At 71.9% G+C, this 12569-nt stretch carries 11 protein-coding genes; 1 reads left to right on the top strand and 10 read right to left on the bottom strand.

Annotated elements, in window-relative coordinates; genetic code table 11:
• From AC5WRL_RS18295 to AC5WRL_RS18265, 7 genes are all read right to left on the bottom strand, one after another.
• Complete coding sequence (locus AC5WRL_RS18295) at positions 1 to 651, bottom strand: HhH-GDP family DNA glycosylase (RefSeq protein ID WP_496089643.1); 651 nt, start codon at positions 649 to 651, stop codon at positions 1 to 3.
• Positions 652 to 778: 127 nt separating this feature from the next.
• On the bottom strand, positions 779 to 3100 hold the full coding sequence (gene yicI / locus AC5WRL_RS18290; protein WP_496089642.1) for an alpha-xylosidase: 2322 nt from the start codon (positions 3098 to 3100) through the stop codon (positions 779 to 781).
• 76 nt (positions 3101 to 3176) lie between these two features.
• On the bottom strand, positions 3177 to 4574 hold the full coding sequence (locus AC5WRL_RS18285) for a GH1 family beta-glucosidase (protein ID WP_496089641.1): 1398 nt from the start codon (positions 4572 to 4574) through the stop codon (positions 3177 to 3179).
• 64 nt (positions 4575 to 4638) lie between these two features.
• Positions 4639 to 5496 (bottom strand): carbohydrate ABC transporter permease, encoded by an 858-nt coding sequence (locus tag AC5WRL_RS18280; RefSeq protein WP_496089640.1) that lies wholly within the window; start codon positions 5494 to 5496, stop codon positions 4639 to 4641.
• A 6-nt stretch (positions 5497 to 5502) separates the two neighbouring features.
• On the bottom strand, positions 5503 to 6477 hold the full coding sequence (locus AC5WRL_RS18275) for a carbohydrate ABC transporter permease (protein WP_496089639.1): 975 nt from the start codon (positions 6475 to 6477) through the stop codon (positions 5503 to 5505).
• Between the two features lie 7 nt (positions 6478 to 6484).
• Complete coding sequence (locus AC5WRL_RS18270) at positions 6485 to 7717, bottom strand: ABC transporter substrate-binding protein (protein ID WP_496089638.1); 1233 nt, start codon at positions 7715 to 7717, stop codon at positions 6485 to 6487.
• A gap of 74 nt (positions 7718 to 7791) precedes the next feature.
• Positions 7792 to 8835 carry a LacI family DNA-binding transcriptional regulator gene (locus AC5WRL_RS18265; protein ID WP_496089637.1) on the bottom strand — a complete coding sequence of 348 codons (1044 nt, stop codon included), beginning with the start codon at positions 8833 to 8835 and terminating at the stop codon, positions 7792 to 7794.
• A gap of 373 nt (positions 8836 to 9208) precedes the next feature.
• Here AC5WRL_RS18265 and AC5WRL_RS18260 point away from each other — a divergent pair, with 373 nt between their 5' ends.
• On the top strand, positions 9209 to 9358 hold the full coding sequence (locus AC5WRL_RS18260; RefSeq protein ID WP_496089636.1) for a hypothetical protein: 150 nt from the start codon (positions 9209 to 9211) through the stop codon (positions 9356 to 9358).
• A 14-nt stretch (positions 9359 to 9372) separates the two neighbouring features.
• Here AC5WRL_RS18260 and bioD read toward each other — a convergent pair whose 3' ends face one another.
• Genes bioD through bioB form a run of 3 tightly spaced genes read right to left on the bottom strand, consistent with a single transcriptional unit; the run spans position 9373 to position 12466 of the window.
• A complete protein-coding gene (gene bioD, locus AC5WRL_RS18255) occupies positions 9373 to 10050 on the bottom strand; it encodes a dethiobiotin synthase (protein ID WP_496089734.1) in 678 nt (225 codons plus the stop codon).
• A 45-nt stretch (positions 10051 to 10095) separates the two neighbouring features.
• Positions 10096 to 11409 carry an adenosylmethionine--8-amino-7-oxononanoate transaminase gene (locus AC5WRL_RS18250; protein WP_496089635.1) on the bottom strand — a complete coding sequence of 438 codons (1314 nt, stop codon included), beginning with the start codon at positions 11407 to 11409 and terminating at the stop codon, positions 10096 to 10098.
• Positions 11402 to 12466 carry a biotin synthase BioB gene (gene bioB / locus AC5WRL_RS18245; RefSeq protein WP_496089634.1) on the bottom strand — a complete coding sequence of 355 codons (1065 nt, stop codon included), beginning with the start codon at positions 12464 to 12466 and terminating at the stop codon, positions 11402 to 11404. Before bioB ends, AC5WRL_RS18250 begins: the two co-directional genes overlap by 8 nt.
• Positions 12467 to 12569: the final 103 nt, after the last annotated feature.

Genomic DNA, 12569 nt, shown 5'->3' with positions numbered 1-12569 from the left:
TCAGCCACGCGCCAGCGAACGTACCTCCTCGGCCAGGCCCTTGCTGAGCGCCACCCGCACCAGCCCGGCCGTCAGCCGTGGCAGTTCCTCCTGCCGCACCAGCCGGTTCAGCGCCGCCGGCGATCGCGGCAGCCCCACCCGCTCCGCGCCGTCCAGCGCCTTGCCGTCGATGAAGGGCGCGTACTGCGGCCACACCCCCTGCACCTCGCGCAGAAAGATCGCCGCCCCCAGCGGGCCGATGCCGGGAAACCCCCGCAGCCGGTCGGCCACGTCCCCCGGCCCCTCGCCCGGACCGCGCAGCCGCCGCAGATCCCCGCCGTACCGGTCCAGCAGCAGCCGTGCCCCGTTGCCCAGCTGGGTGGCGGTCCGCTCGTCGTAGCGCCGGTAGTGCCCTACGCCCAGCGCGTCGACCCGCTGCTGCCAGCTCGCCCGCGCCATCCGCGCCGGGGTCCGCAGCCCCGCGTCGAACAGCGCCCGTGCGGCGGCCACCGCCACCTCGGCCCTGATCCGCGCGGACAGCAGATGCGACAGCACCAGCACCTGGTACAGCGCCGCCGGCGTGTCCCGCAGCCGGACCCCGGCCTGCTCCGCGTACGTCTGGCCGCACCGTTCCACGACGGTGTGCGCCAGCTCCTGCGTTCTCGCACTCACCGGACCACCACTCCTCGGCACCACGGGTGGGAAACGAACCCGCCCCGGGTGCCCGCCCCGGGCCCGGTCATGCCTGCGCCGGCCGGGGCGGGCCCATGAGGGGCCCGCCCCGGCCGGGCCGCCGGCCTCAGCCGGCCGCCGGCACCCGCACCGTCACCGAGGCCGCGCCCGCCGCGACCGGCACCGGCTCCGCGTACCCCGCCGGCCCCGCCAGCTGCACCTGCCAGCGGCCCAGCTCCGTACCGGGGGCCGGCTCCGCCGCCACCGTCACCGTGTCGCCGTCCCGCCGGGTACGGAAGGTGACCGCCGTGGAGCCGTCCGGCGCCGGCAGCGCCGTCACCGTCTCCACCCCGTCCGCCGGGGAATGCACCCGCAGCGTCACCCCGTCCGCCCAGTCGTACCCGACGCCCTCCGCCGCCCGCTCGGCGTCACCCAGTGGGATGACGGATCCGGGCCTGGCCAGCAGCGGCAGCGAGTCGAAGCCGAAGCGGTCCCGCCGCCACCCCGGGCCCCGGACCGGCTCGCCGGTCAGCAGATGCGTCCAGGTACCGGCCGGTACGTAGTACTCGACCTCGCCGCCCTCCGCCAGCACCGGCGCCACCAGCAGATCCCCGCCCAGCATGTACTGGCGGTCCAGCGTGTGGGTGGCCGGATCCTGCGGGAACTCCAGCACCATCGCCCGCATCACCGGCGTACCGCGCTCATGGGCCTGCCGCCCCGCCTCGAAGAGATACGGCATGAGCCGGTGCTTGAGCCGGGTGAAGTCCCGGGTGACGGTCACCGCCTCCTCGTCGTAGTCCCACGGCACCCGGTAGGAGTTGGAGCCGTGCAGCCGGCTGTGCGAGGACAGCAGCCCGAACTGTGCCCAGCGCTTGAAGACCTCCGGCGTCGGGGTGCCCTCGAAGCCGCCGATGTCGTGGCTCCAGAAACCGAAGCCGGACAGGCCCAGCGACAGGCCACCGCGCAGCGACTCCGCCATCGCGCTGAACGTCGACTCGCAGTCGCCGCCCCAGTGCACCGGGAACTGCTGCCCGCCGGCCGTCGCCGAGCGCGCGAACAGCACCGCCTCGCCCTCCCCGCGCGCCTCGGTCAGCACCTCGAAGACGGCCTCGTTGTAGATCTGCGTGTAGTAGTTGTGCATCCGCTGCGGGTCGGAGCCGTCGTGCCACACCACATCGGTGGGGATCCGCTCCCCGAAGTCCGTCTTGAAGCAGTCCACGCCCTGCCCCAGCAGCCCGCGCAGCTTGTCCTGGTACCAGCTGCGCCCCGCCGGGCTGGTGAAGTCCACCAGCGCCATCCCGGCCTGCCACAGATCCCACTGCCACACATCGCCATTGGCCTTCTTCACCAGATGGCCCAGCCGTTTGGCCTCGGCGAACAGCGGCGACTTCTGCCCGATGTACGGGTTGATCCACACGCAGATCCGCAGCCCCTGGTCGTCCTTGAGCCGGCGCAGCATGCCCTCCGGGTCCGGAAAGACATCCGGGTCCCAGGTGAAGTCGCACCACTGGTACTCCTTCATCCAGAAGCAGTCGAAGTGGAAGACACTCAGCGGGATCTGACGCTCCGCCATGCCCGACACGAAGCGGTTGACGGTCGCCTCGTCGTAGTCGGTGGTGAAGGAGGTGGACAGCCACAGGCCGAACGACCAGGCCGGCGGCAGCGCGGGGCGCCCGGTCAGCGCGGTGAAGCGGTCCAGGATCTCCTTGGGGGTGGGACCGTAGATCACCAGATACTCGATCGACTGGTCCTCGACGCTGAACTGGACCTGGCCCACCGACTCCGAGGCGATCTCGTAGGAGACCTTGCCCGGGTGCCGCACGAAGACGCCGTAGCCCCGATTGGTGAGGTAGAACGGGATGTTCTTGTACGCCTGTTCGCTGGCGGTGCCGCCGTCCGCCTGCCAGATGTCCACGGTCTGGCCGTTCTTGGTGAACGGCGTGAACCGCTCACCCAGCCCGTACACCAGCTCACCGACCCCCAGGGTCAGCTGCCCCAGGGCGTAATGCCGGCCGTCATCGGTGACGGCGAAGCCGGTGCCGCGCTTCTCCGCCGAGGTCAGCACCCGGCCGTCGGCCACGAAGTCCAGCCGCCACGGCCCCTGCGAGTCCACCCGCAGCGCCAGCGGCCCGCTGGAGAGTTCGAGTACCGAGCCGTCCCTGACGACCTTCCCCGGCCCGTCCGCCGCCCCCGTGTGCAGCGCGAACTCGGGGCCGCGCTCGGCGGATCCGGCGTGGTGCGTGGAGCGCACCGCGATCACGCCCTCGGCGGGAGCGGAGCACTCCACCGTCAGCAGAGCGCTGTTGAGGGTGTGGCCCCGGCGCTCCACATGCCGTACCGGGGCGTAGAGGGTGAGCTCGGCGTCCCCGGCCACAGCGTCGGCGACCTCGGTGGCGTAGGACAGCTTCACGCCCTCTCGCGTCAGCCAGTAGCCATCGGTGAACTTCACTGCGTCTCCTGCTTCTCGGGATGCGAATGCTGCTCGTGCGGTGGTGCCGTCGTGGGGTTGTCACGGGGTTACGGGGTTACGGGGTCGCGGCCCGGTGTGCGGCGATCAGCGCCTGATACCAGCGGTAGCTGTCCTTGGGGAGGCGTTCCAGGGTGTCGTAGTCCACCCGGACGATGCCGAAACGCTGGTCGTAGCCGTAGGCCCACTCGAAGTTGTCGAGCAGCGACCAGACGTAGTAGCCGCGTACCTCCACCCCCGCCGCGACGGCATCCGCCACCGCCGCCAGATGCCCCGCCAGATACGACACCCGGTCGGCGTCGTGGACCTGACCGTCGGAGGACACCACATCGGCCTCCGCCGAACCGTTCTCGGTGATGATCACCGGCGGCAGCTCAGGATAGCGCCGCCGCAGATCCACCAGCAGATCGGTGAAGGTGTGCGGCACCACCGGCCAGCCCATGGTGGTGTGCCGCACATCGTCCCGCCAGGTCTCCGCGACCCGGATGTCGGCGGCGGTACGGGTCGCCGGGTCCGGGTCCCGGTACGGGGCGTCGGTCACCGTGATCGGGCGGTAGTAGTTGATGCCGGTGAAGTCCAGCGGGGCACCGATGGTGATCAGATCGCCGTCCCGCCGGTAGCTGTCCGGCCCGGGGGCCAACTCCCCCCAGGTCTCCGCCTCGTGCAGCGGATAGCGGCCCGCGAACAGCGGATCGAACCACACCTCGTTGTGGAGCGTCTCGGCCCGCCGCACCGCGCCGGCGTCCGCCTCCGAGCCGGTGGCGGGCAGCAGCCGGTCCGGGTTGAGGGTGATCCCGACCTCGGTGGCACCGGCGGCGCGCAGCGCCCGGACGGCCAGGCCGTGGCCCAGCAGCAGATGGTGGGCCGCCGCCAGCGCGCCGTGCCCCTCGCGGGCGCCGGGCGCGTGCCGGCCGATCGCGTACCCCACGAACGCGCTGCAGAACGGCTCGTTGAGGGTGATCCAGCGCGGCACCCGGTCCACCAGCCGCTCCGCCACCAGCGCCGTGTAGTCGGCGAACCGCTGCGCCGTCTCCCGTACCCGCCAGCCGCCCCGGTCCTCCAGCGCCTGCGGCAGATCCCAGTGGTAGAGCGTGGCGGCCGGCGCGATCCCGGCGGCCAGCAGCTCATCGACCAGCCGGTCGTAGAAGTCCAGCCCCTCGGCGTTGGCCGGGCCGGAGCCGGTGGGCTGGATCCGGGGCCAGGCGATGGAGAAGCGGTAGCTGTCCACCCCCAGCTCCTTCAGCAGCGCCACATCCTCGCGGTAGCGGTGGTAGTGATCGCAGGCGATGTCCCCCGTGTCGCCGTTCGCCACCTTGCCGGTGGTGCGGCAGTAGGTGTCCCAGATGGACGGGCCCCGGCCGCCCACATCGTGGGCGCCCTCGATCTGATAGCCGGCGGTGGCCGCACCGAAGAAGAACCCGGGCGGGAACGCGGGGAGTTCAGGGGTGGCAGTCATGCGGGAGACATCCCTCGGTGAAGCGGGCGGACGAGGACGGGGGAGTGGGCAAGGGAATCCGGGGTCACTTGATCGAGCCTCCGGAGATGCCGGCGGCGATGTACTTCTGCGCCACCACCAGCAGGATCGCGGCGGGAATCGCGGAGAGGACGGCGGTGGCCATCACCGCGCCCCAGTCGCTGACATGGGCGCCGATGAACTGATAGATACCCAGCGTCACCGGCTTCACATCGTCGGTGGTGTTCAGGGTCAGCGCGAAGATGAAATCGGCCCAGGCGAAGAGGAAGGCGAAAAGACCGGCGGTGATCAGCGCGTTGCGGCTCATCGGCAGCACGATCCGCACGAACGCGGTGAACCGGTTGGCCCCGTCCACCATCGCCGCCTCGATCACCTCGGACGGGATCGACACCATGAACGCCCGCAGCAGCACGATCGCGAACGGCAGCCCCAGCGAGGCGTCCGCCAGGATCAGGCCCGCGTACGAGTTCACCAGGCCCAGCTCGGCGTACGCGCTGTACAGGGCGTTCGCCACCACGATGCCCGGCACCATCTGGGTGATCAGGGTGCCGAACACGATGCCCCGGCTGCCGCGCAGCCCGAACTGCGCCAGCCCGTACGCGGCCGGCGCCGCCAGCGCCAGACACACCACCACCGCGCCCAGCGACACCACCAGCGAGGTCAGCAGCGAGCCGCCCTGGGTGTCGAAGGCCGCCCGGAAGTTCTCCAGGCTGGGCGAGGTCGGCACCAGCTTTGTCGAGGCGATGCTGGAATGCGGCTGCAAGGCGGTGGAGACCATCCAGTACACCGGGAACAGCATCACGGCCAGGATCAGCAGCGCGAAGACCGTGGAGCGCCAGCTCCGCTTCCCGGTCGTGCCGGTTCTCCCGGCCTTCCCGGCTCTCGTCGTCAGCGTCGTCGTCATCGTCGATCACTTCCCCCGGCCGGAGTTGGCCCGGTTGACCCGCAGATACAGCACCGCGAACACAGCGCTGATCAAAATGAGGACATTGCCCACCACGGCGCCCTGACCGAAGTCGAGCTGGAGGAAGGACAACTGGTACGTCATGGTGCCCAGCGTCTGCGTGGAGTCCGCCGGGCCGCCGCCGGTCAGCGCCAGGATCAGATCCAGCACCTTGATCGTCGACATGAAGCCCAGCACCAGCACCACCGTCACCACCGGCCGCAGCATCGGCAGGGTGACGCTGCGGAACGTACGCCAGGGGCCCGCCCCGTCCAGCGCCGCCGCCTCGTGCACCTCCCGTGGAATCTCCTGGAGACCCCCGTACAGAATCACCATGTTGAAGGGGATGCCGATCCAGATGTTGACCAGCACCGCCGACAGCAGCGCCACGCTCGGGCTGGACAGCCACGGCACGCCGCCGTCACCGGTGAGGTGCAGCGTCTGGAGGAAGCTGTTGAGAACGCCGTGGTCCTCGTCCATGATCCGCCGCCACACCACGGCGGAGACCACCATCGGCACCAGCCACGGCAGCAGCAGCACCGCGCGCACCACGCCGGACAGCGGGAAGCGCCGGGTGAAGAACACCGCCAGGGCGAGGCCGATGGTGAACTGCCCGATCAGCGAACCGATCGTGAAGAGCAGGGTCTGCCACAGGGCGTTGCCGAACAGCTCGTTGGAGAAGACCGCGCGCCAGTTCTCCAGGCCGTTGAACGGTGCCTCGCCGGTGAAGTAGGTCCGCGGGGTGAACTCCTGAAAGCTCATCAGGACGTTGCGCAGCAGCGGGAAGCCGAAGAAGGCCAGCAGATAGAGCATCGCGGGGGCGATGAACAGCCACTGGTACACCCGGCGCCGCCGCGCTGCGGAGCGGTACGCGGTACGGGCGGACGCCGCCGGCGCCACGGGGTCGGGGGTCGGGTCCGCGGTCACGGTGCTCGTCGTCATCGTCGTCTCACTCCCCGGCCTGCTGCGCGGCCCGGGCGAGCGCCTGCTCCGGGGAGGACCGGCCGGTCAGTACCGACTGGAAGGCGCCGGCCAGCGCGTCACCCACCACCGGCCAGCGGGTGCCCACCTGGGCGGTACGCGAGCGGGCGGTGGCCACCAGATCGGCGAACGGTGCCAGCTTGGGGTTCTGCTCCCGGTACGCCTGCGCGGCGTCCGCGCGGGTCGGTACGTTGTTCACCCGCTCGCCCCAGGCCAGCTGGTTCTCCTCGGAGTTGAGGCAGTTGAGGATCGCCCCGGCGTTGTGCTCGCGCTCCGGGTCGCTGTTCTTGGGCACCGTCATCACGGTGCCGCCGATCGGCGGCACCGGGTCCTGTCCGGCCCGCGGCACCGGGATGGAGGCCACCGCCCAGTCCACGGAGTCCTGTGCGCTGAGCACCGGCACCTGCCAGGGTCCGTTGACCATCATCGCGGTCCGACCCGAGATGAATTGGTCGTTCACATCCTGCTGATTCCAGTTGACGACGGAGCGCGACACGGAGCCGTCGTCGACCAGGTCCTTCCACAGCTGGAGCGCCTGCTGACCGCCGGTGCCCTCGGCGAGCCGCGCCTCGTCACCGCCGGCCGACCAGAAGAACGGCAGGAACTGATAGACGCCGTCCGCGTTGGGGCTGGCGCTGAACGCCATGCCGTAGGTGTTGCCCGAGGTGAGCGCCGCCGCCGTGGTGCGCAACTCGTCCCAGGTGGTGGGCGGCTGGAGCCCGGCGTCGGCCAGCATCCTGGTGTTGTAGATCAGGGCGAGCGAGTTGACGGACCGGGCCACCCCGTACTGCACCCCGTCGTAGGAGCCCAGCGAGGCGGCGCTGTCCGAGAACCCCTCGGCGTCGAAACCGGTCTCGGCCAGCGGGCGCAGGCCGTCGGTCCCGGCGAACTGCGCCAGCTCGGAGCCGTCCAGCTCCAGAATGTCGGGGAGGGAGTCGGAGGAGGCCATCCGCAACGCCTTGGTGGCGACCTGATCGGCCGGCACGCTGATCTGCTTGACCTTCAGCCCGAGCGGCGCGGCGCACCGGTCGAAGAAGTCCTGGTTGGCGCTGTGTTCGTTGGTGTCGGTCGCGGAGTTCAGGACCGTGACCGTACCGGGGTCGGGCTGTGCCGCGCAGGCCGTGAGCCCGCCGGCGACGGTGGCGCCGGCGAGCGTGAGGGCGAGCGCGGAGACGGGTATCCGTCTGCGGGGTCTTCCCATGGTGGTGTTTTCCGTTCGCAACGTTGAGAAGGAAAAGGGGCCGGCCGGCCGGGCGCGGGGTCCCGGGGGCGGGGTCAGGGCGGGGTGATCACCGCTCCCTCGGCCATGACGGGGGTGATGAGCTGATGGGACTCCTCGGGGGCCGGTTCGCCCCCGGGCCCGGGGCCGGCGCCACGCGCGGCGATCGCCGCCACGGCCAGCTCGGCCACGGCGGCGGACATCTGCCCCACCGGGAGTTCGATCCGGGGAAAGCCCGCCATGCTCGGCTCGTCGGGGAGGGTGCCGACCAGGATCACGCTCAGCTCCCCGGGTACGTCCAGGCCGAGATCGGCCAGCTCCCGCAGCAGTTCGGGGAGCAGGATCAGGTGCTGGACGACCAGGGCGGTGGGCCGCTGCGCCGGCTCGACCAGCAGCACTTCGCGCAGCCGCTTGGCCAGCACCTCGGGGTCGCCGCTGGAGTGCTGGATCCGTACGTCGGCGCCGGTCTGCGCGGCGGCGGCGCGAGCGCCGTCCAGGCCGTGCATGGCGTAACCGCGGCGGGCCTCGATCTCGTGGTCGGCGGAGGACAGGAACACGATCCGCCGATGCCCGGCGGCGGCCGTCTCCCGTACGGCCAGGGCGACCGCCGCCTCCCAGTCGAGGTCAACCCAGGGGACATCGGCCTCGTCCTGCTCGCTGCCGTGGCCGAGCAGGGCGGTGGGGAAGTTCAGCTCGCGCAGCGCGGCCACGCGCGGGTCCTGTACCTGGACGGCCATCAGCACGGCGGCGTCGGCCAGCCCGCTGCGGGCGATCCGGCGCAGCCCGCCGACGCCGTCCTGGTCGGTCATCATGAGGACGTCGTAACCGTGGCCCCGGGCGGCGTCGCTGAACTCGATGGCGAACCGGCCGTCCATCGCCCGGTACTTGCCGGTCTCCCGGGGGACGGCCAGCACCAGCACATCGCTGCGGGCGCTGCGCAGCGCGCGGGCGCTGGCGCGCGGGTGGTAGCCGAGTTCGCGGATGGCGGTGCGCACCGCGTTCTGGGTCTCCTCGGAGATCTTGCGGGACCCGCTGAGCACATAGGAGACGGTGCTGGGGGCCACCCCCGCCCGCTCGGCGACATCCTTGATCGTTGCCATCCCGCTCCTCCACGGACCCTGCCTGCGTGCACACTTCGAATCGATTCGTCGAATCGATTCGAACAGTGCGGCGATGCTAAGCGGCGGGGCGCCGCGGGGACAAGAGTTTCCGGGAAGATCTTTGGATTGTTCAAAGTTCTATCACAGTACGTGTCGACCCGATCGCGATGAGAATGCGGGCAGGGGGGAGGAGGACGCTGATCCAGAACTGGCCGGAGGGCAACCGGGCGGACCCGAAGGCGGCCCGTGAGCGCTACCACCGCGATCTCGGTGCGGACCGCGCGGTGTTGCGCGCCCGCTTTCACGCCGAGCCGGTGGAGGCTCATGCGGGCCCGGCCGTCACGGTGATGCCGTCGTCGTCGCCGCTCTCACGGTGAGCCCGACGGCGGGTGTCGTGGTGGCGGGGGCCTTCGCCGCGTTGTTCCTGGTCACGCTCACCGCCCTGCTCCGGCGTGACCGTCGCGGCCTCGACGCGCCGCGTCGCTCCTCCCTGTTCACCTTCGGCTGGGGAAGGTGGCTCTGAGCGACGGCATCCCGTCACCACGGGTCGGCGTCGAGCCAGCGTTGTGCCCGGTGGCGGAATACCGCCGGGGGGAGGGCTGCCGCGGCCTGCGGGACGCGGCCCAGGAGCGGGGCACCGGTCACCGCCGGCAGATCGGCCAGATTGCAGCGGGCGGCCAGGTCCGGACCGGCGGGCCAGGAGCCGATGACCAGGCCCGGGCAGCGCAGGCCCCGGGCCCGCAGCGCCTCCGCCGTCAGCGCGGCGTCGTTGAGGGTGCCAAGACCCGCCCGGGCGACCACCAGCACCGGGGCGTCCAGCAGCGCCGCCGCGTCGGCCAGGGTGGCGCCCATGTCGTCGAAGCGCACCAGCAGCCCGCCCGCCCCCTCCACCAGCACCAGGTCATGGCCGGCCGCCAGGTCGAGCGCGGCCTTGGCCATCTCCGCCGGCCGCACCGGCGGCAGCCCCGCCAGCCCGGCCGCCGTGGCGGGCGCCAACGGGGCCGGGTACCGGGCGAGTTCACGGGCGGTCAGCGGCCCCGCCAGCCGTACGACTTCCGCCGCGTCCCCCGGCGCGCCCTCCGGCTCGCCGGTCTGCACCGGCTTGAGCACCGCCACCCGCCGGCCCGCCGCCAGCGCCCGGGCGGCCAGCACGGCGGTCACCACCGTCTTGCCGACCCCGGTCCCCGTCCCGGTGACGACCAGCACCTTCCCCATCGCTGCCACGCTCCCTCTCGCTCCCTCTCGCTCCCGCCCGACCGGTCATCCGGCCCGGGCCGCGGACACCACCGCCGCACAGATCCGCGCCAGGTCCGCGTCGTCCGTGATGTACGGCGGCATGGTGTACAGAAGATCCCGGAACGGCCGCAGCCACACCCCGGCCCGAACCGCCGCCTTGGTCGCCGCCGCCACATCGACCTCGTGGTCCAGCTGGACGACGCCGATCGCCCCCAGCACCCGCACGTCCCGCACCCCCGGCACGCCGGCCGCCGCCGCCACGCCGGTACGCAGCCCCGCCTCGATCCGGCGCACCTCGCCCCGCCAGTCCTGCCCGAGGAGCAGCCCGATGGAGGCGTCCGCCACCGCGCAGGCCAGCGGATTGCCCATGAAGGTCGGACCGTGCGCGAGCACCGGCACCGCACCGCGCGAGATGCCGTCGGCCACCCGCTCCGTACACAGCGTCGCCGCCAGCGTCAGATAACCGCCCGTCAGCGCCTTGCCCACACACATCACATCGGGCGCCACCCCCGCGTGGTCCGCCGCGAACAGCTCTCCCGTGCGGCCGAAGCCGGTGGCGATCTCGTCGAAGACCAGCAGCACCCCGTGCGCGTCGCACGCCTCCCGCAGCACCCGCAGATACCCGGGGGAGTGGAAGCGCATGCCGCCCGCGCCCTGCACGACCGGCTCGACCACCACCGCAGCCAGTTCGTCCGCGTGTTCGGCGATCAGCGCGCGCAGCCCCGCCGCGTACTCCTCGTCCGGCGCCGCCCCGAAACCGGCCGGCGGCTGCGGCGCGAACACCTGCTCCGGCAGCGCCCCCGACCACAGCTCGTGCATGCCGCCCTCCGGGTCGCACACCGACATGGCGTGCCAGGTGTCCCCGTGGTAGCCGCCGCGCCAGGTCAGCAGCCGGCGTTTGGCGGGCCGCCCGAGCGACCGCCAGTACTGGAGGCACATCTTCAGCGCGACCTCCACCGCCACCGAACCGGAGTCGGCGAGAAACACATGGGCCAGCGGCGCGGGGGAGATCTCCACCAGCCGGGCGGCCAGCCGTACGGCGGGCTCATGCGTCAGCCCGCCGAACATCACATGGCTCATCCGCCCCAACTGCCCCTGGGCGGCGGCGTCGAGGACCGGGTGGCGGTAGCCGTGAATGGCCGACCACCACGAGGACATCCCATCGATCAGCTCCCGCCGTCCGCCCTCGCCCGCCGGCCCGGCCAGCCGCAGCCGCACCCCCTGCGCCGACTCCACCAGCAGCGGGACGCCGCGCCCCGGCATCGGACCGTACGGGTGCCACACATGCCGCCGGTCCAGCGCGAGCAGCCGGGCCGCCCCGGCCGCCGCGTCAGGCATTGGGCGGCAGCTCGGTGCCGGCGCCCCGGCGGCGCACCGCGACCGGCGACTGCGCGCCGCCCGCACCGGCGTCGGCGTCCGCGCCCTCCACCTCGAAGCCCGCGTCGGCGATCATCTCCAGATCGGCCCGCCCCGACTGTCCCTCGCTGGTCAGATAGTCGCCCAGAAAGATCGAGTTCGCGATGTGCAGAGCCAGCGGCTGAAGCGTACGCAGATGCAACTCCCGGCCGCCCGCGACCCGTACCTCCGCGTCCTGGCAGACGAACCGGACCATCGCCAGAATGCGCAGCGCCCGCTGCGGCGTCAGCTGCCACTCACCGGCCAGCGGGGTGCCCTCGAAGGGGATCAGGAAGTTCACCGGCACCGAGTCGACCTCCAGCTCGCGCAGCGCGAAGGCCACCGCCACCAGATCCTCGTCGCTCTCGCCCATCCCCGCGATCAGCCCCGAACACGGCGAGAGGCCACCCGCCCGCGCCTGCCGCACCGTACCCGTCCGGTCGGCGAACTCGTGCGTCGTGCAGATGTCCCGGTACGCGCCCTCGGAGGTGTTGAGATTGTGGTTGTACGCGTCGGCGCCCGCCGTCCGCAGCCGTGCCGCCTGCCCCTCGGAGAGCAGCCCCAGACACGCGCACACCTCCACCCCCGTGCCGTGCTCCGCGCGGATCGCCGCGATGGCCTCCGAGACCCGGTCCACATCCCGGTCGGTCGGGCCCCGGCCGCTGGCCACCAGGCACACCCGGCGCGCCCCGCCCGCCACCCCGGCGTTCGCCGCCGCAACCGTCTCAGCCGGCTTCAGCCAGGTGTACTTGAGGATCTCCGCCTTCGAACCCAGCCGCTGGGAACAGTAGGAGCAGTCCTCCGGGCACAGCCCCGACTTCAGATTCACCAGGTAGTTGAGCTTGACCCGCCGCCCGAACCACGCGCGGCGTACCTTGCCCGCCGCGGACACCACGTCCAGCAGTTCGTCGTCGGAGGTCGCCAGTACGGCCAACGCCTCGGCACGGGTGGGTGCTTCGCGGCGCAGGCCCTTGTCCACCAGGATGTTCAGCAGGTCCATGAACCGATCCTGGTCCACCGGCCGGGACCGGGCCAGGGCAGAAGGGTACACAGCCGCCGATCCGACTGTGTACGGTCACCACACCTCTTCGGAGCGTCATCGC

The sequence above is a fragment of the Streptomyces sp. NTD107 genome, assembly GCF_059510435.1.
Note: the sequence above shows the minus strand (reverse complement) of the source record. Positions and strands in the feature narration are given on the sequence as shown.

Coding starts and splice junctions, on each gene's coding strand:
- bioD (WP_496089734.1), bottom strand. CDS start 10,050: ATGGGGAAGGTGCTGGTCGTCACCGGGACGGGGACCGGGGTCGGCAAG.
- bioB (WP_496089634.1), bottom strand. CDS start 12,466: ATGGACCTGCTGAACATCCTGGTGGACAAGGGCCTGCGCCGCGAAGCA.
- AC5WRL_RS18275 (WP_496089639.1), bottom strand. CDS start 6,477: ATGACGACGAGCACCGTGACCGCGGACCCGACCCCCGACCCCGTGGCG.
- AC5WRL_RS18270 (WP_496089638.1), bottom strand. CDS start 7,717: ATGGGAAGACCCCGCAGACGGATACCCGTCTCCGCGCTCGCCCTCACG.
- AC5WRL_RS18250 (WP_496089635.1), bottom strand. CDS start 11,409: ATGCCTGACGCGGCGGCCGGGGCGGCCCGGCTGCTCGCGCTGGACCGG.
- AC5WRL_RS18280 (WP_496089640.1), bottom strand. CDS start 5,496: ATGACGACGACGCTGACGACGAGAGCCGGGAAGGCCGGGAGAACCGGC.
- AC5WRL_RS18265 (WP_496089637.1), bottom strand. CDS start 8,835: ATGGCAACGATCAAGGATGTCGCCGAGCGGGCGGGGGTGGCCCCCAGC.
- AC5WRL_RS18285 (WP_496089641.1), bottom strand. CDS start 4,574: ATGACTGCCACCCCTGAACTCCCCGCGTTCCCGCCCGGGTTCTTCTTC.